Origin of the sequence: Candidatus Enterococcus ikei, from assembly GCF_017316105.1 — a bacterium.
Taxonomy (GTDB): domain Bacteria; phylum Bacillota; class Bacilli; order Lactobacillales; family Enterococcaceae; genus Enterococcus_L; species Enterococcus_L ikei.
In genome coordinates this window covers 153,645-173,455 of record NZ_JAFLWD010000009.1, presented here as the reverse complement: position 1 = coordinate 173,455, position 19,811 = coordinate 153,645, and the positions used below count along the sequence as shown (strand labels likewise).

Sequence of the window (19,811 nt, the reverse complement as noted above, 5' to 3'; positions counted from 1 at the left end):
TAGTTTCTTATTAATAGTAAGTGTCATTTATTACAATTAGATGAAGCCTTTATTGCCAGATTTTAAAATTCAGCGTTTTCTATTACTATTACGTTTATGACAGGATTATTCTTTGAGGACTATGGTATACTTTATCTTGTGTTATTAACAGGTATAAACGGTGATTTTCACCATAAATCATCGATCATTAAAAATGATTAATAAAAAGCGAGGAACATCACTTGAAGAAAAAACTACTAATCACACTTTCATTTATTTTATTGTTACATGCAGCACCCATCAGCGTATCTGCAGAAAATATCGATCAAAAAATAGACAATCAAACAAAGAAAATAGACGAAATCATAAAAAATGAAAAAGACGCCAAAGATTATCTGACAACTTTAGAAACTCAAATCACAACAATAGAAACAGAATACCAAACTGTACTTTCTGAAAAACAAAAACATGAAAAAGAAATGAATCAACTAAATACCGACATTTCTAACTTGGAAACTAAAATCAAAAAAAGAAACGAGCAACTACAAGCACAAGCTAGAGTTACTCAAACAAATCATGAGCAAGAATCAATGTTGGCGGTTTTACTAAGCGCCGAATCGATTTCTGATGCCATTACAAAAGCTTTAGCTGTTAATACTCTCGTTACTGCAAATAATGATATTTTAACTGCTCAAAAAGATGACAAAAAAGAACTCGATAAGTTAAAAGTTTCCTTAACAGAAACATTAAAAACACTTGAAAACAAAACCGAAGAGCTTGAAGAGAAAGAAGCCGCTTTAGCAGAAGCAAAACTTGAGCAAAATGTTAAAATCAACGAAATCGCTGCTACTCTTGCAACTGAAAAAGCTGAAAAAGACAAATTTATAAAACAAAAAGAAGAAGCTGAAAAAAGAAAGCAAGCGCAATTAAAGGCGATTGCTGAAGAAAAGAAAAAAGAAGCTGAAGCAAAAGCATTAGCAGAAAAACAAGCGCAAGAACTGGCGGCAAAAATAAAAGAAACCGAAACAGCTTCTGCTCCTACCAAAACAACAGAAAAAGAACAAACAACAACTGTTCCTGACACCAATAGTGATGAAAATACGCAACAAACACCTACTCCCCCTGTTTCTTCTGGCGGTTGGTCAGCACCTGTTGCAGGAATGAACATCACAAGTGGATTCGGTGGCCGTGAAGATCCTACTGGTATTTCTGGTTCGTTCCATGACGGGATCGATTTTGGAGGCGCAAGTGGCACACCAATCATGGCTTCAAGATCTGGTGAAGTTGTTAGCGCAAATTACAGTGGCATGGCTGGAAATCACGTTGTAATCAAGCACGATAATGGCTATTATTCCTATTATTTACACATGAGTAGCTTAAGTGTTTCAGCTGGACAATCTGTTAGTGCTGGACAAAACTTAGGCGGTATGGGAACAACAGGAAATTCTACAGGCGTTCACTTACACTTTAGTATTTCAACGGGATTGTGGAGCGGGTTTGTTAATCCAGCACCATTCCTTGGTTTATAAAAAAACAGCGATAGGAATTCAGTATCTTTCTTAATTCCTATCTTTTTTGATAGCACTATTTATTTCCCATCAATTCGTTTAACCTCTATGAATGAACATGGTATAATAAAGGTAGATAAAGAAAGGTGCTGATTGAAATGATCAATAACTATTCAAATATTCTAGTTGCTGTTGACGGGTCGAAAAATGCTGAGTTAGCTTTACAACATGGAGTCGCTATTGCAAAAGAAAAGAATGCTACCTTATACTTATTATCTGTTGTTGACGAGAATGCAATCAGTCATAGCTCATATGCTTACTCAAAAGTGTTAGCAGAAGAAAAAGAAGCCATTGAAAAAGAGCTGTTAAAAAATATTTATTATGCTACTCAACAAGGATTGGATAATGTGATACCGATCGTTGAGATCGGCAACCCTAAAGAAATGATTTCTACGGTCATACCGGCTAACCAATCGATCGATTTGATTGTTCTTGGTGCCACTGGTAAAGGAATGATCCAGTCCAATCAACTTGGAACAACCACGAGTTATGTTGTCCAATATGCGCCTTGTAATGTACTCGTAGTGAAATAATTACTTCCCTCAATAAATAAACCGTCCTCAAAGTTTCAACTTTTTGAGGACGGTTTTTAAAGTAATACAATGATTGAACATAAAATACCCTAAAAAATATGCTGAGATTTTCTCATATGCTCTATTCCAATTTTCTTATTTCCAAATAATCTAACAGTAATTCACAAAACATCATATTCGCCCATGAAAACCATTCGCGTGTATAGCTTTTTGGATCATTAACATTGATTCCTTCATGCATATGATTTGTACCTGCATCTGTTTGTACTAATGTATTGAGAAGTTCAACTTTTTCATCCTGATTATCTGCTGTTAATCCTTGTATGCATAAAGCAATCGGCCAAACATAGTTTTTCGGCGTATGCTCGCTTCCGATGCCCCTCAAATAAGTTCCCTTGTAATAATAAGGATTCTGATCTGATAAAAGAAGCTTTCTTGTATTTTGGTAAATTTCATCATCGATCGAGCAATAGCCTAAATATGGCGCTGCTAGTAAACTAGGAACATTGGCATCATCCATCAATAGATAATTTCCTAAACCGTCCACTTCATATGCATACACTTTTTTCCCTTGATGCTCAACGATGCCCCATTCACAAATTCCTTGATCGATTTCAATGCTCAAGAGTTTAGATTTTTCTGCCAGTGCATTGTCCTTATATATCGTTTTAAAAATCTCTTCAAGATATCTTAAAATAACCACAGCGAACATATTTGCTGGAATTAGGTAATTATAGGTACAACTGTCATCACTTGGACGAAACCCAGACCAAGTCATCCCCGTAAATCCACACGGTTCTCCTACCCCATCATTGCTTAGTGTATCTTCTGGTCTTTCACCAAAACGTTCAAAACGATAAAGAGAATGTTCATGCCGTTGTTCAGTCTTAAAAACCTCGATAATCAATTTGGCTGCTTGTTTAAACGCATTTGTAAAATGACTTGTCTCACCTGTTTTTTTCCATAATAAATAAGCCAGTTCTATTGGATAACATAAAGAATCTACTTCATATTTTCGTTCCCAGATCCAGCTATTCATTTCGGTTAGATCTTGATGATAACAATGACTGTTTGCTGTTTCGTTAAATGCATTTGCGTATGGATCAAGTAAAATACATTTTATTTGGCGATCAACTAATCCACAGATAAGCTGTTTAATCCGTGGATCTTGATTCACAACAGCTAAATATGGTTTGATTTGAGCAGATGAATCTCGTAACCACATCGCCGGAATATCACCAGTTATCACAAAGGTATCTCCTAATTCTGTTATTTTTACAGTTGTTTCTAGCGTATTATCAAAACAGTTTGAGAAAACTTCACTCCATCTTTGATTGCTGGATTTTTCATATACTAATTTTTTTATATTTTCAATGACTAATTTTGAATATTTTTCTGTCATGGATGTTAACCCTTTCTATTTCCCTTTTAAAATTACTTCTGATTTGATCCAAGATTTTATCGTATCTTTATGATACATTGTCAAAATTTCAGTATACAAAATATCGATTACTGTTAATACTGGTATCTGAGGAGATATGCCGCCCATATCTTTTTTCCCCATTGAGCTAGTCAGACAGAAGCTTTCAGCAAACTCTTTATGTGGACTTTTCTCGTTAGCTGTTATCACTATCACATTTGCATTTTTTTCAGAAACGATTTTTACAGCTTCATGTATGGCTTCGTTATCGCCAGAAATCGAAGAAACAACAACCAAGTCACCTTGTTGAACACCATGAGCCATCATTACAATCGAATGTTCATCCTTGATTACGTTGACAACCTTTCCAAGTCGAGAAAATTTAAATTCAAAATCCTCTCCGCAAAATGCATTGTAACCTGTTCCCCAATAATGAATGATCCGACCAGCATCGATCATTAAGGCTGCTTTTTTCACTTCAGCTTTGTCCAGCTTTTCCATAATGTCGTTTAGAAGCAGTGAGTAGTTCAAATTTACATAACTAATACTTGAATCTGACTGTTTCTTTGATCCTTTACTTGAATATTTATATAAATAGATTAATTCTTTGTAATTTGCTAAACCGATTTTTTTACAAAAACGTGTAATTGAAGAATTAGAAACACTAAGTTTTTTAGCTAACTCTTGAATTCCTAATTCTTTATTACCATCAAGAAAATACTGAGCAATTACTCGTTCTACGTCAGTAAACTTCTTTTCATTTGCCTGAATGATTAATTCAATATAGCTTTCCATACTTGCCTCTCTCCTTCCTTTACTTCAACAAAAACAAGAGGAGGATGGGACAGAAGGGTTTAATCCCGAGAAATAAGAAGGAATTGCTTCTGCTCCCACCGTTTATCCAACGCACTTATCTCTTGTTTTGGCTGATCAATAACTAGTTTTGTGCATTGAGTAATTGACTTTCGTCAAACTTCATATTCATCCGTACAAACGGAGCATAAATGAAGATATCTAATACCACTAAAGCAGCGGTCAAGATCACTGGACTCAAATGGAATGCGCCTAGAATCCACGTACTGACAAAGATCGGTTCGTTCCCAGAATTTAAAACGACTAACGGAACGACCCAACCAATTTTAGTTACAATATAAGCAACAATTGCGTTAAACACTGGCACGAATACAAATGGAATGAACATCAAAGGGTTCAATACAATCGGAAAACCAAAAATAATTGGTTCATTGATTCCGAATAACCCTGGAATAAATGATAGTTTTGCGACTTCTCGACCACTATATGTTTTAGGTGTAAAAATCAAGATTGCTAAGATCAAACCGAAAGTTGCACCTGAACCACCAATCATTGCATAAACGTTTGTCATTGTATTTGGAGCAATAGAAATATCAGCAAAACTTTTTGTTTCAGCAAATTTTGCAACATTTTCCAAGAAAATCGGCAACCATAAAGCAGAAACAACACCCCAGACAATATTAAAACCATGCAACCCTAGAAACCATAGGATTTGTTCCAATAAAATAACCACGATAATAGCTGGTAACCCAGTTCCGACAGAAGTCAAAGGTTGAACAAATAGTTGACTGACCATGTCCATAAGAGAATTGAAGTTAAATGCTTCAATCACCACTTTCACTACAGAACAAGTTAATAATACAATTGAAATTGGAATCAAAGCGAAAAATGAATCAAATACATTTGGCGGAACATTTCCAGGAAGTTTGATAGCAATTTTGTGTTTTGCTAAAATCGAATACAGGTAAACAGCTAATAATCCAACGATCAAAGCCGTAAACATACCTTCATAACTAAAGAAATTATTCGCGTATCCTTGAAGGATTTTTGCTGAATTATCTGCAAAATTCACATTATTCGGTACCATGACAAAATAAGCAGCAAAGGCTAATAATGTCGCTAGTAGCGGATTAATGTTTGATTCAGGATGTTTTTTCATCAACTCTTTTGCGTAATTATATGCAGTAGAAAATACAATCAGTAATGCCACGATTCCAAGTGTTCCTTGATAAACATTGCCGAAGATTCCTGATGCTGTCTGGCCAAGCGTCGTTTCTCCAAAAAATGCATCTATCTGCATTTTGATCAGGTTAGAAAATGAACCAACCACGGTAAACGGAATACTGCTGATAAAGGCATTTTTGATTGCTTGTAAAACACTGTTATTATCTACTTTATTTGCGATTTTTAATAATGGCTCTTGTATTTTCTCAATGTTTATATTCATGTTAAATCAACCTTTCTCATGTTTATCTTTCTATTGAAACTGTTTTAATTTCTCCTGGCTTAAACTTGCCTAACGATAATTTATCCAACATGCCTAAAGATTTAATTACATCACCATTCAAGTCAACAAAACGAACCTTTCTTTTAGCTTCTAAAGTTAACGTTTCTGTCTTGAGCGCTTCTGTTAATGACGGATTATACAAACGAATATTGATCCATTGCTCATCTCTACTTAGTTCAATTGCACTAAATACTAAATTAGATCCATTTAACGTTATCAACTCTTTTACATCGTTGATTTGATCTAGTTTATTGCTTTGGAAGTATTGAATTGGGTTGGTAAAACGATTCAATGTTTGAACTTGGTAATACGGTCTAGTGACTGAATATACTTGGTATTCTTTTTGAATCATTATAGGATCAAACTCATCTGTGATCATCAATGATAACTCCATCTCCAATGGACCTAATAATTGACTGTCAGGTGTGGGGATATAACGATATTGGTTCCCAGATGCATCTCCTGGTCTTCTTAATAATTCTGGTCTTCCTAAGAATCCTACACCTCTAAATAAAGTGATATACAATGCATTATTGATCACTTGATATTCTTTAATTCCTTTGCTCATTACGGTCCAACTTGCAGCAGAATCATGGATATTCGTATAATGAATCATTGGATAAATTTCAGTAGGTTCTTCTTTCCAACCAAGTTCTTTCCAGTCATCAATGTGAGGGTCTTGATTATTTCGTTCTACAATGCCAAACAATGTATCTGCATAGCTAACCTGGCTTTCTACAGGTGTTTTTATAACTAAGCGCATCCGATGATCCAAGACTTGATTGTTTATGTTTAATTTCATATCGATTCGTTTGGACTTTTTACTTAGTGATACGGTAAAGCTATAATCGACTTTTGCATTTGATTCTTGTTCTTTTCTCGCGCGTAAATCTTTGGGCAACTGCCAAGTACCAGTTACTGTCATTGTTGAAACGAGCGAACCTTTTTGAACCGAAATATCTGTTGTATTAAAGAATAATTGATGAACTTTATCATGATAAGCAGGAGAGTAATCATACGTATCTCCTTCATCACCAGATTCTTCCACGTATAAACAATTTTCGTAAGTTATGCCTTGCTCTTTTAGTGAAATCGAAAAATTTCCTTCTAAGAAACTGATTTTATAACGATCATTTTCAATCATCGCTTTTTCTGTGTTTTCATGTTTTTCTCTAGCAATTAAGTTTTCTTGTTCTTCCACAGTAACGATTGTATAAGACAAAGGCGCCGTCTCTTTTACAAAGCTTAGTTTATGGATATAATAGTATTTTGATTCATCATAATCACTTTCTGATCGTCTAACTTCACCAGCATAAACTTTTTCAGTTGATAGAATTTGAATAGGCAGCTCATCATGCTTCTCATCAAATAGCTTGATCATTTGCTTTTTAGTACTTACTTCAACTGTATAAGGATCTGTTCGTGTATAAGGTAATGTATTAAATAAAACTAAATTATTTTCTTCGATTCCTTCAATTGATTCGGAAATTTTTCTTACCAAATAATCAATAGTTGAATAAGATAATTGGTCCGCTTCTTTGTATCTTGCCAAAATCATTTCATTTGTTTTGTCTGTATTACAGCCACCAATACTATCGTGTGCATGATTTTTTAAGAGTAGCTTCCAAATATAATCCATTAGTTCCCGTTTAAATGGAATCCCAAGATCATCAGCCATCAACATCAGCGGTTCTAATTGGAAAATCAACCGATTTTCAATCGTATCATTTAATTTTTTCAAATCATATCTTGATGAATAAATAGAACGATGAATTTTAGAAACGCTTCCACTCATGAACTCACCTTGAACGGTTGGTAGCTCTGCATTATCTTTTCTTAATAAATTAAAAATATGAGGGTAATTGCTTTCTTCAATTTTGTATTCACTACTAAATTGTTCATTTACTTCTTGAATGATTGTTTTTAAGTTGCGGTCGACTGCTCGCTGATCACCGCCAATGGGTAAAGTGACCACCTCAGTTGCACTATCTTCGGCAACAATATCAAGAATATTTTTTTTCTCATATAGCGCCCCTTCCACAAGTGCCACACCAGCGTAATATCCATTTCGAATATTTATCGTCAATACTTTAGAGCCATCTTCTGCTGTCCAGTAAAATTCACGACTTTTAGTGACTTCATTTGGCATTCCTCGCCAAAATACAGCATCTTCAATGCCAAAACCATTATAGATTTTAGGCATATCTTTGCCTTGTCCAAACGAATCCGGCAGATAGCCTAAAGCAGTGTGGCCTCCTAAGTGTTTCGACATATCAATGCCGATTTGCAGATTTTTCACTACAGATTCACCAGCAACAACAAATTCATCCATCTGCGTATACCAAGGACCAATAAATAATTTTTTTCCCTCAACAAGTTCTTTGATTTTTGCTGTTTTTTCTGGATATACTTTTAAATAATCATCTATAATGCTTAATTGTCCATCCAGATAATAATAATCTAGTTCGTTATTTTCTAATGCATAGATCATCTCATCCATATGATAAGAAAACTGTATAAATGCTTCATTATCACTAAAATACCACTCACGATCCCAATGTGTATGGGCAACTACATGTACCTTCTTCATTTGTTATTTTCTCCTTCCAATATTGCTCATCTTTAATATACTCTGGATCACTTAAAAAGAAAACGATTACGGTAATACTTTCAAGTATTTTCTTATTTTAGATAAATCAATGAAAATATTATCATTAGTTTAGTAAAAAATGACATCAAAAGCCGAAGAGATATGCTTTTAATGTCGTACTTATACTCTTTATTTCGTCTCATAACTACGAAACTATTTTCATAACGCGTTGAACTTAGTAGCTTCGATTATCACCGTTTTTATGTCTAACTAAAAAAAGATTCCTGTCAGTAATTTCAGACAGAAACCTTTTTGGTTCATTTATGTTAGTACTTCATATTCAGCTATTGTACTTGAAATAATTCCTGGTCGTTTCTTTTCTACATCTGTTTCCTGTTTTGGTTCTTTTCGTTGGTGCATTTGTTTAAACGATTGACTTTGTACCCAATTTTTTTGGTGTTCTTTTGAAGTCCATCGACTTAATACCACCAATTCAGTGATCTCAGGATCATTTGGTAACGTGCGGTGCATCAATTGAAAATTTAAGAAGCCATCAACTGCTTCCATACTTTCTTTGGTATGACCTGCTGTAAACTGCTGAATGATTCTTTGTGAATGAGCAGTTTCTGTTTGGATCGTATTCGTTACAATATACATATACTTCCCTCCATTAGTAATTGATAGTCGTTTCTATAAAACAATCTTCAATGATTTTCCCTTGATCAAGATGAATTACTCTCTGACAAGTACGGCTTAGAAATTCTTTATCATGTGTGATCACAAGAACTAAGATATTTTCTTGATGCAGCCAGCGAATTGTATTACTAACTTCTTCCATATGCAATAAATCCAATCCACTTGTCGGTTCATCAAAAATAATGATTTTTTTTCCTGATAATAAAGCACTAGCGATTGCCACTCGTTGTTTTTCTCCACCTGACAAAGTTTGTGGGTGACGTTGTAACAATGGTTCTAGATTGAGCATTTTGACAATTTTATCATATTCATTCGTATTTTTTGCATTCAAGCTAATTTCTTTTTCTACAGTTTCAAAAAATAATTGAAGATTAACATCCTGCATTACAACAAAACTTTCTTTGATCAATTGTTTTGGTGTCATCAGTTGTTGATTTAATTTAATCACACCTTGGCTAGGTTTGAGCAATCCCGATAAAAGTTTTGAGAATGTAGATTTCCCAGCGCCATTGTGACCGATGATTCCAGTGATGTGGTCACTCGTTAAGCTAAGTGAAGGAATCTGCAACACAGAAGGCTGCTTACGATAATGGAAATCAAGCTCTTCACAAGAAAGAACTAGTTTTTCTAAACCCTTTTCTTGATCACTTGTTTTTGTAAAGGTTGTTTGTTCGAGTGATCTCAAACCCATTGCTTGGATTTCTCTTGGTGTTTTTTCTCTCATTTCTTGGCTTGTATAGCTTTCAACAATTGTTCCTTCGTCCATAACTAAATAACGATCTGCAAGATCTGTCAAATAGTATAGACGGTGTTCAGACACAATGATCGTCATACCTTCATCTTTAAGCACCCTTAAATAGCCTTTTAATCGATCAATCGTTTCTTCATCTAAATTGCTTGAAGGTTCATCCAGTAAAAATAACTGATGCTTCAACATGCTGGCAGAAGCAAAGGCAATCAATTGTTTTTGTCCCCCAGATAAATGAAACATGCTTCGTTCTAAAAATTCTTCTAAAGAAAATAAACTTGTTATTTCCTTGATTCGCTCAATCATTTCTTTTGGCGGCAGACCATAATTTTCCATCGCAAACGCTAATTCAGAATAGACATCGCTAGTAAAAAATTGAGTCTTAGGATTTTGAAATACGACACCAATGTCGCGTACATATTCATTAAATTCTTTCGTTAATAAATCTTGACCTAAAACAGAACCTGTTCCTGTCAGCTCCCCTGTATACAGTTCAGGAATCAAACCGTTTAAAATTCTTAGTAACGTGGACTTGCCACAACCACTTTTACCACATAAAACAATAAACTCACCTGCTTGAATGTCTAAATCAGCTTGCTGGATGATTCTTTCCTGATCCTCATAGGCAAAAGTTACATTCTGTAAATCAATCATTAAATCAACCTCCCTATGACACCGCAGACAATCAAAGTACCAATCAATAAATAATCTTGAACTTTCAATTGGATTTCGTAGATACTCGTGTGTGTTTTGGGATTTGCTAAACCACGAACTAATGCTGCTGAAGACAAATCTAACGATGTATTTTCAGCCGACATTAAAATTGGTACAATGATATATTCCATAGTCTGAAATGGATGAAGAAATAAATCTACAGTTGAAACAGCAATCCCCCGATATTTCATTGCATTACGAATACTTCGAAAATCTTGGAAAAGTGTAGGAAAAAATCGAAACAGCACTGTAAGTGGAATAATCAAACCGAACGGCACATGACACTTCTTTAATGCTGCGATCCATTCACTGATTTTTGTCCGATTCATAGCAAAAGCCGCTGCCATGATCGTTGGCAACATCCGACGATTCCCAACAAATAGAAAATCGAAAAACGCAGCAAAACCATTATCAATATAAGGAAATAATAAATAATCTCCTAAGACGAGCAACCAAAAAACACCATAAAAGATCGTTCCTTTTTTAAAACTACCATTTAGTATAAATAATCCGTATAACAGTGTTACAAATAGGATTTCTGCCTTAAATGGCAAAGGAAACATCAACAAAAAGCTAGCAAATAAAATCGTACATAGCTTACTTCTGGGATCAAATGTTACGTATGTTTTTTCCATATTTTTTTCCTTTAGCTTTATCAAAATGCTTATCGTAAATTTTTTGCCCAATCATTATTCCTAAGATACTACAGATAATGACCGCAGCAACACAGACATAAAAGGTGGTTGTTGTGATCGGTGCAAATACTTTATCGATATACACAGCGTCTTTACCACGAGCTACTAACGAATCGATATACGCATTTTTCATGAACCACAATGGCAACACAGGTCCCATTAAGCCGAAACTAAACACAATATAACTAAGCATAGTCCGTACTTTTTCAGATAGTTTAGTACGATACTGAATCAAATCAGCTGCAACCGCACAAAGGATATTCGGTAAAAAAGATAACGGAAAATGACCAGAAACGAGAAAAAATAGTCCCATTACACTGCCCATGATCGTGATTGCCCCAAAACGAGGAATACGATGGATGACTAATAAATAAACGATTCCTGCAAAAAGTGCTGTTGCGCTTGGAATAAGAACTGAATTAAACGCTGGAATCGTGAAACGCAAAATAACCATAGCGATCGTCACGACTAAAAAATAAATGGCTGTATAAATCCCAATAGAAATAAAATCTTGAATTTTTAACTTTTTCATGTTTGTACTGACCCTTCTTGTTTTATTGTAAATAAAAATAATAGCTGACCATAGACCTCACTAGTGATTTTCAATTGATAGCGACCAGGCTTTTCAAATTGTGCACTTGGCAACAATAATTGATCTTCTTTCAATTCATAGTCCAATGAATAACCGTTTTCTGAAGTCTTTTTGGTTTTGAACAATTCAAATTTAGCAGTTTGGTTGGTTAACTCTTTGACTAATCCTGGATCAATTGACAAACAAATCATCTCACCTTGCGTATATTCTGGTTTAGATAATCTTGGTGGAAAATTCATAGGTTGTTTTAATCGAGTCGTAAACTGAACATCCTCAAAACCATCGGCTAAAATCTCAATCGTAACTGATTCATCTGCCTTCCATTGGTCAAATAATTGATATCTTGGTTCCTTAGTGTTAGCTAAAAGTCCAAACTCTAAATGATTTTCTGGCTTGTGGTATAAGTAATCTGGCCACAAAAGTGGAATTGTCTGACCATTTTTAGTCATCGTAAAACTGTACACAAACTTCCCATACGCCTCGTGAAACTGATCATAAGTGAGAATCTCAAACTCCGGTAAAAATTGAACCATTGCCGCATAGCTATAATGAGCAAAATAATACATCTCATTTACATATTCTAACTTATTTTGAATAGCTTGAACATTTTTTTCCTGACCAATTTCAAGCAATTCTCTAGAACCATATGTACCATCTAAAAATAGACGTTTCCTTTTATAGCTGCTCAGTTCGATTGCTTCTTCTTCACTGATAGGAGTCAATGACTGAATGGTTGTGATTTTTTCTTTAAACTCTGGATAAGCTTCAGGCTGACTTTCAGCTAAAATATAGTCTTTCACAGTAATATAAATTGGTACTTGTTTGATACTATAACTACCATTTTCATTTATCTCAATTTTTTGCTGATTTGTATGAGGGAATCTTTCGATGATTTGCTGAAATTTTTCTGATAATCGATAATCAGTTTCGTGCAAATCAGGGCTATCCGCGTGGTAAAAATCAAAAAAAGTCATGGTTGTCTCACCAATAAAATAACGAGGTAATTTCTTATTTTCGATGTATAGTTGTTTATCGAGCATTATAGAACATTGCTCAGTTTGGGCATTGTCATAGTTAATAGAAAAACCAGCTATGTTGACTTCCTTCATTGAATCAGTCCTTTCCTTATTTGGTTAGTATATCATAACAAAATGATAATGAGAATCATTATCAGTAAAATATAATTTTTTATCTTTTCGTCTATTTAATAACCAAAGAGGTTGAAACATAACTCTATGAGTCACATTCCAACCTCATGGAATCTAGATAAACTTATTCACTATCTAAGCAACCTATATTCTAATGCGTAGTTCCTGTATTTTCTTCAATATCCACTTCTGTAGTCACAGCTGCTTCAATTGCATAAATCAGTGAGTCAGCAATTGTTTGGATTGGCATTGATGGTGTTCCAACAGGTCGGTCAATCACTTGTGTTGGTTCAAACGGCACGTGGATAAAACCGCCTTTTACGCCTGAAAACTCTTTATCGATCATGTATAACAATCGATACATGATATCATTGCAGACAAATGTACCTGCTGTATATGAAATATACGCCGGTAACCCATGTTCCTGAACGTTTTTCATCATTGCTTTGATTGGCAATGATGTGAAGTAAGCTGTCTCGCCATCTTCTTCCAGTTTTGATCCAATCGGTTGATTGCCTTTATTATCTGGAATTCTAGCCTCCGCTAAATTAATCGCTACTCGTTCAAACGAAACGGCACTACGTCCGCCTGCTTGTCCTACACAAATAACAATATCAGGATTATTTTCTTTGATTGCAGCTTCTAATACTTCGCCACTTTCTTTAAAAACAGTTGGTATTTCTAATTTGATTACTTGAGCTCCGGCAACTTTATCTGGGATCATTTTGACAGCTTCATACGCTGGATTAACAGAATCTCCGCCAAATGGATCAAAACCTGTGACTAAAACTTTCATTATAAATCTCCTCCTAAATTTAAACTGATAGCGAGTTCGTTCGGTCTTAAAAGATAAACTCGCAAAACTAGACGAATAATTATTTAAATAAAATCATATACACAACTTGGAATACAAACATAAATATCGCGATAAACCATTGATTTTTAATCACACCATATTTATCTTTCATCTCTAACATTGCTACCGGAACGACGTTAAAGTTCGCAGCCATCGGTGTCAACAATGTGCCACAATAGCCACAAGTCAGCGCCAACATACCGATCAATGCTGGATTTGCACCATACGCTAACACAAACGGTGCTCCGATTCCCACTGTCATCACAGTGATCGCCGCAAAAGCATTCCCCATAATAATCGTAAATAGCATCATCCCAAAAGCATAAATAATAATTCCCAACGCAACATTTCCTTGAGGAACAATTGTTCCAACAGCAGAAGAAATCACTGTTCCGACACCTGCACTAGTGAAAACAGCACCTAATGAAGCCAAAAGCATCGGCAGCATACTCAAAGGTCCCACTGTTCCCAACATATCAGCCGCATCATCTAAAAATGTCGTTGGTTTATTATTCTTAGAATAAAACATAAGGATCAAAATGGCTACTAAAACCCCTACTCCAACACCGACCAATGCACCAAGGTTTGTAAATAAGGCAAAAATAATAGCAAAGACACCAATACTCAAAGCTGGAACAAAAATTTTCATACCTAATTTATCAGACATTTGCTGCATATATTCTTTAGATGGCAGCTTACTTTTTCCTTTACTAACTTTTTTCAAGATTGCTGGAATTGTCATAGAAAAAATCAAAATTCCGCTGATCATTGAAGGGATAAACCGACCACCAGCAATAACGATTCCTAAGGCACACCAAAAATAAGCGGTTCCATAGCGATGAGGATTACTTTTATCTAATAAATTCTTGATACCAGTATAAATCAAAATCAACCCCATCAGGATATACAAAACTTCTAATAATTTCTCTCCAAGTAAAACATCTGAATTCATAAAAAAACTCATGCTTGATCCCCTTTCTCCGTCACATCACCATAATATTTTTTCATCAATCGACGATCTTTTGTGTAGAAATAAATACTAGCAGTCACCAAAGCAACTAGGGCTACAGGAATTTCAACAGCTGCTAATTGAACTAATGTTACTTCATAGCCTAATTCCTTTAAGGTTGACTGAACTAACAACCCACCTGAACCACCAATAAATAATACTTGCCCAAAGAACCAACAAATATTTTCCATTGCTGAAGCCATTCCTTTAAGCTCTTCTTCATAGTCTTTATTTAATTCTAAATTTTGGGATTCAACGGCTCCGATTGACATTGGTAAAATAATCGGACGAACAAAGCCTGCAACTCCACCAAAACTGACATTGAATGCAGCAAAAATCATTCGAAAAACCCCATAAATATCGATGATCAATCCTGCTGAAACTTTTTTAAAACGACGAATCAGGGAAGCTGCTGATTCTTTTAAACCATTTCTTTCAAGTGTTCCCGTAGCTAACATAATAATAATAAAAATGGCCATCCCTCTGTTATTTACAAAACTTGTACCTAAAATATCTAACATTCCTTCTAAGCCGACGCCTCCGACTAAAGCTGTTACAACTAAGGCGATCATTACGATCAAAATCGAGTCTAACTTCATCGCAAAACCGACAATAACGATCAACACGCCTAATAAACTAAGAATATTCTCCACTGCTCACACTTCTTTCTTTTTTTATTTGAATCATGTTCTGAAAATAATAATTGCGTTAGATTCGTTCAAGATAAAACAAGTTGTTCAACAATAATTTAAATTATTTTCAAAATCAACGACTTCTTTATTATACACAAAATTTGATTATTTTATTATTTTTACGATAAAACTCCTTTTTGACTAACAGATAGTTTATTAAAATAAAAAATATGAGGAAAAAGTAACGATTACTTTTCCCTCATCCCCTAAGACTCGATAAACATTCATATAACTATTTTAAAGTACTGAATCAATCAAAAAACGTCGACCTCTTCCTCTGCATTTTCATAGATAATTTTTCTTTTTTCTTCATCTATTTTTTCCCAATCTTTTCCATAAATATGTTCCAAACGGCCATAATCATCGAAAGACAATATATAGCAATGTTCGTGGTTTCCATCATTGATGATTGTATAAAGTTTGTCCTCTTCGTCTTGACTAATTTGCCAAGTTCCGGACTTGAGTTCTTCTGCGATTGGCATTGAACTGTTTTTTTCTAGCATTGCTTTAACATTTTCAGTAGCATATTCTGGATTGTCTCTCAGATTTTCTTTTCGCTCCGCTGATAATAAATAATAAGAAACAAAGAATTTTTGAGACATCATTGGTCGAACTTGAATATCTGCCCATAAAGCCTCCATTTTATCTTGTGGCAAGACTTCCCAACCATCTCCAAATACGTTGGAAATTTTTTCTTCATCATCTTCTTGAAGGATAACAAATGGGATATCTTCATCTAAAAGAGTCAGAGCTGTCACAAAGCCATAGCCCGCTACATTATCTAGTGAAGGATAAAAATCTGATCTGGAATCGATTACTATTTCAGGCAACTCAGAAAGAATCATCCGTTGTGCCTTCTCTTTTGCTTGGCCAACTAGCTTTTCCTCTACAAAATTTGCGCGCTGTTCATCTTCTCTATCAATATAAAAATAATAAATAAATTGGTCATATACATTGTTACTTTCTTTTAAATCAGTCAATTCAGCAGTATAAGGATTTCCTACAGAATTATTTTCTCCACTTATCAAACTTGGGCTATCTGATGCAGGCGTATAAGAATGTCGCTTAGCAATGTTGGAAGTAGCATTGGCTAATTTAAGAATACATATGATAATTAAAACTATACTCCATAACGATAGTTTCTTCTTTTTTTGCTTATTTTGAGGAATTGACAGGGCATCTGCTGATTGCAACATAGCTAGTTCTTTTGGTCTAAATAGTGAAGGATTTTTTTTCGCTAATTCCGCCCAACACTCTTTCACACGAGAATGACGTCGAAGGTGAAAATAGACATAACCCATTAGTAATTGAACCGTTGTATCAGGAATCGCAGCTTCACTCTTATCAAAAATCAATACATCGTTCGCTGCGCCGTGATTTTTAGCCCATTCATAATAGGTACTAAAAAACTCACACGTAGTACTTACTTTTAATGCTCTGGATTTTTGAATCAGTTCTTTGAATGTCCGTGTTGTTTGCTCATCTTCTAGCCTAAAATCGTTCATTAAAACATAAGCAATACGCAAATTGACTACATCAACATCTTGCGTTGTGACTGCTTGGCACAACTCAAATCGTTCTTGCCAGATACTCTGATCAGGAATACCATTAGTGAATATCTGAAAAAGTTCATAACGATTGGTAAAATATTCTAATCGCTGTTCTTTAGGAATAATCTGGTAGATATCAAAAGAAAACATCGGAACATGTTTAATTTGCATCCAAGTATAGCAAAAATAGTCCCCAGCTTTGTGATCTCTGGCTAAGGAATCAAAATCAAAAAAGCTACTCAAATAACTGATAACTTCTCTTGAAAGGACACGATAATTTACTAACAAAAAGTTCTGCATTACTGATGAGATTTCATTATAGTCCTCGCTCGACCATTCTAACTCATTTGAAAATAACGGTGTCCATTTTTCGAAATCTGAAAAAAACTCCATTTTTTCATAAATCATATCTAATTCTTTTTTAAATCGTTCGGAGATATTAACCGTACTTTGTTCTTTCTCATTCTGTTCAGGGCCGTTGACCTTGTAATCTACCTCATCCATTTCTTTTACAGAAGGTAGAATATCAGCTGTTGCTTCTATATCCTTAGTTTTTTCAAGATCATTGAAGCTTAAAGGGACTTCTTCAGTTGATTCAATCGTTGTAAAATCACTGGTCTCAAAAGAAGACACCTCATATTCTTTCGGGCGATTACTTTCAATAATCGTTCCGGATAAGAAAAGAGCTGAATCAAACGCTTCTTTTAACTTTTGAGAAGCTACTGGTTCCTCATCTACATTTATCCTATTTAGTTTCGCTTCATACGCTTTTTTTATTTTATCTTTATCTGAAGTTGGTTCTAACGCCAAGATTTCCCAACAATTCATAAGCCCAACCCACTTTCTCCTTTTTTCTCTACAACATTTCCCATACGTTATCTTCTATTATGACAAAATTAACATAGCATGACAATACTCTAATTAATTTATTTGGCTTGTGAAAGCTGATATTATACATAAAAAATAAAGTGTAAGGAAAAAATAAAAACTACTTGTGCCTTACACATTAAATTTATTTTTGTTAATGAAAAGAACACCTAAAAAAACTGCCAAACGATGATTTGAATAGCATCGTTTGACAGAACATTTTTATTTATTTTTTGATAAGGTGACTATTTGTGTCGCTATTTTTTCTAAAAAAGCTTGGTCGTGTTCCACTAACAACATTGTTGGTTTTACTGATAGAATCAATTTTTCTAATTGTTCCTGATTAAAAACATCTAGATAATTTAACGGTTCGTCCCAAATATATAATTCTGCCGGCTGTGCTAAAGATTTTGCCAACTCGACTTTTTTTCGCTGCCCCATACTCATTTGCTCGATACGATTTTGGAAGACTTCTCTTTCCATTCCTAATTTATGCAAATTGTTGAGAAACTCTTGATGATTTAAGCCTTGTTCTTCAGAAAATTCCAGCAACGTTCCTTGATTATCTTCATAATTTTGGCGAACATAGCTAATATTCAGCTTATTTGGCTGAAATACTTCACCATTATTTTCACCGGTAAACTGACCAAGTAAAAAGTGGATGATCGATGATTTTCCAGAGCCATTCGCACCTGCTAACGCAATTCGCTGCCCTTGATTTAGTTCAAACGAAAGTTCTTGAAACAACGCTTTATCTTGATAACTTAAGCTTAGGTTCTCAACAGTCAGTAATCGTTTATGGTGTCTCGGTAAGTAGTTCATCGTCAATGGATCAATATATTCAATATCTTTTAAAAGACTAGCTTTTTCTGTCAATTGTGATTCCATTCGATGTTCGATTGTCTTCGCACGCTTCATTGTGCGTGCAGCTCTTGCACCGATCGCTCCCGTATCATAAATCGCCCCACTCCCTTTTTCTGAGGCTTTACCATATTTATCTTGTTCTTTAGAACGAGACCATTCAGCTTTTTCTGCGGCTGTTTTTTTCAAACGGCTAACTTCTTTTTTTAATTTTTCATTTTGTGCAAATTCAAATTCATCCTTGATTTTCTTTTGTTCTTCATAAACGGAAAAGTTTCCTTGATACAGCTCTAATTGACTTTTTTCAATAGATAATACATGGTCGACGACCTCATCTACAAATGAACGGTCATGACTGACTACAATAAAACCTTGACGTTTCTTTTTCAAATACTCCGCGACTTGCTTACGCCCGACAATATCCAAATGATTCGTTGGTTCATCGATCAAAGGAAAATGGAGATCATCTATAAACAACAACGCCAATAAAACCTTCGTCTGTTCTCCGCCAGAAAGCGTCTCAAAATCACGCCATAAAATTTCTGGATCAACTTGTAAAAGATTTAACTCCCGTTCAATTTCCCACTGCTCAAAATCATTGATTTCCTGTAACACGTAATACGTTAATTGTTTCTTATCTTTGATCGGCTGTGGAAAATATAAAAATTCCAATTGATGTATCATTTGACCACTATACGGCAATTGATTCTGTAAAATTTTCAGTAGTGTCGTTTTACCGCGACCGTTTCTGCCAATCAGTCCTAATTTCCATTGTGTATCAAAATTTAGATTTGCTTGATCAAATAATAAAGTTCCTTGGGTATCATACCCGAATGTTATGTTTTTTAGTTCAATTTTTGACATATTCTCACCTCATTTAAGAAAAGCTGAAGGAAATTTCTCTCTCCCTTCTACACTTTTCAGAATCGGCTATACGTTTATGAGTACACAAAAAGACCCATACGCAGAAAAA

General features: G+C 34.7%; 16 protein-coding genes. 2 read left to right on the top strand and 14 right to left on the bottom strand.

Annotated elements, in window-relative coordinates:
- Positions 1-221: 221 nt before the first annotated feature.
- Both JZO69_RS04850 and JZO69_RS04845 read left to right on the top strand, forming a co-directional pair.
- A complete protein-coding gene (locus JZO69_RS04850; RefSeq protein ID WP_207111760.1) occupies positions 222-1,508 on the top strand; it encodes a murein hydrolase activator EnvC family protein in 1,287 nt (428 codons plus the stop codon).
- A 137-nt stretch (positions 1,509-1,645) separates the two neighbouring features.
- Complete coding sequence (locus JZO69_RS04845) at positions 1,646-2,080, top strand: universal stress protein (RefSeq protein WP_207111759.1); 435 nt, start codon at positions 1,646-1,648, stop codon at positions 2,078-2,080.
- Positions 2,081-2,201: 121 nt separating this feature from the next.
- Here the strand turns inward: JZO69_RS04845 and JZO69_RS04840 are convergent, their stop codons facing one another.
- The 14 genes from JZO69_RS04840 to JZO69_RS04775 form a co-directional block, all read right to left on the bottom strand.
- Positions 2,202-3,482 (bottom strand): glycoside hydrolase family 125 protein, encoded by a 1,281-nt coding sequence (locus tag JZO69_RS04840; protein ID WP_207111758.1) that lies wholly within the window; start codon positions 3,480-3,482, stop codon positions 2,202-2,204.
- Positions 3,483-3,497: 15 nt separating this feature from the next.
- The gene (locus tag JZO69_RS04835; RefSeq protein ID WP_207111757.1) at positions 3,498-4,295 is read right to left on the bottom strand and encodes a MurR/RpiR family transcriptional regulator; all 798 of its coding nucleotides are present in this window, start codon (positions 4,293-4,295) and stop codon (positions 3,498-3,500) included.
- A gap of 142 nt (positions 4,296-4,437) precedes the next feature.
- The gene (locus JZO69_RS04830; protein WP_207111756.1) at positions 4,438-5,760 is read right to left on the bottom strand and encodes a PTS sugar transporter subunit IIC; all 1,323 of its coding nucleotides are present in this window, start codon (positions 5,758-5,760) and stop codon (positions 4,438-4,440) included.
- 22 nt (positions 5,761-5,782) lie between these two features.
- Positions 5,783-8,410 (bottom strand): glycoside hydrolase family 38 N-terminal domain-containing protein, encoded by a 2,628-nt coding sequence (locus JZO69_RS04825; RefSeq protein WP_207111755.1) that lies wholly within the window; start codon positions 8,408-8,410, stop codon positions 5,783-5,785.
- A gap of 321 nt (positions 8,411-8,731) precedes the next feature.
- A complete protein-coding gene (locus JZO69_RS04820) occupies positions 8,732-9,067 on the bottom strand; it encodes an antibiotic biosynthesis monooxygenase (protein ID WP_207111754.1) in 336 nt (111 codons plus the stop codon).
- Between the two features lie 13 nt (positions 9,068-9,080).
- Positions 9,081-10,508 (bottom strand): ABC transporter ATP-binding protein, encoded by a 1,428-nt coding sequence (locus JZO69_RS04815; protein ID WP_207111753.1) that lies wholly within the window; start codon positions 10,506-10,508, stop codon positions 9,081-9,083.
- On the bottom strand, positions 10,508-11,203 hold the full coding sequence (locus JZO69_RS04810; RefSeq protein WP_207111752.1) for an energy-coupling factor transporter transmembrane component T: 696 nt from the start codon (positions 11,201-11,203) through the stop codon (positions 10,508-10,510). The genes JZO69_RS04815 and JZO69_RS04810 overlap by 1 nt, the downstream gene beginning before the upstream one ends.
- Positions 11,178-11,795: an MptD family putative ECF transporter S component gene (locus JZO69_RS04805; RefSeq protein ID WP_207111751.1), complete on the bottom strand. Its 618-nt coding sequence runs from the start codon at positions 11,793-11,795 to the stop codon at positions 11,178-11,180. The genes JZO69_RS04810 and JZO69_RS04805 overlap by 26 nt, the downstream gene beginning before the upstream one ends.
- Positions 11,792-12,964 carry a hypothetical protein gene (locus JZO69_RS04800; RefSeq protein WP_207111750.1) on the bottom strand — a complete coding sequence of 391 codons (1,173 nt, stop codon included), beginning with the start codon at positions 12,962-12,964 and terminating at the stop codon, positions 11,792-11,794. The genes JZO69_RS04805 and JZO69_RS04800 overlap by 4 nt, the downstream gene beginning before the upstream one ends.
- 190 nt (positions 12,965-13,154) lie before the next feature.
- The gene (gene pcp / locus JZO69_RS04795; protein WP_207111749.1) at positions 13,155-13,799 is read right to left on the bottom strand and encodes a pyroglutamyl-peptidase I; all 645 of its coding nucleotides are present in this window, start codon (positions 13,797-13,799) and stop codon (positions 13,155-13,157) included.
- Positions 13,800-13,878: 79 nt separating this feature from the next.
- Entirely contained in the window at positions 13,879-14,823 is a 945-nt protein-coding gene (locus JZO69_RS04790; protein WP_207111748.1) for a DUF979 domain-containing protein, read from the bottom strand.
- Positions 14,820-15,521: a 5-oxoproline transporter, DUF969 family subunit gene (locus JZO69_RS04785; RefSeq protein ID WP_207111747.1), complete on the bottom strand. Its 702-nt coding sequence runs from the start codon at positions 15,519-15,521 to the stop codon at positions 14,820-14,822. The genes JZO69_RS04790 and JZO69_RS04785 overlap by 4 nt, the downstream gene beginning before the upstream one ends.
- A gap of 293 nt (positions 15,522-15,814) precedes the next feature.
- Positions 15,815-17,938, bottom strand: a complete 2,124-nt coding sequence (locus JZO69_RS04780) for a hypothetical protein (RefSeq protein ID WP_207111746.1) — start codon at positions 17,936-17,938, stop codon at positions 15,815-15,817.
- A gap of 261 nt (positions 17,939-18,199) precedes the next feature.
- Positions 18,200-19,702: an Lsa family ABC-F type ribosomal protection protein gene (locus tag JZO69_RS04775; RefSeq protein WP_207111745.1), complete on the bottom strand. Its 1,503-nt coding sequence runs from the start codon at positions 19,700-19,702 to the stop codon at positions 18,200-18,202.
- Positions 19,703-19,811 lie beyond the last annotated feature (109 nt).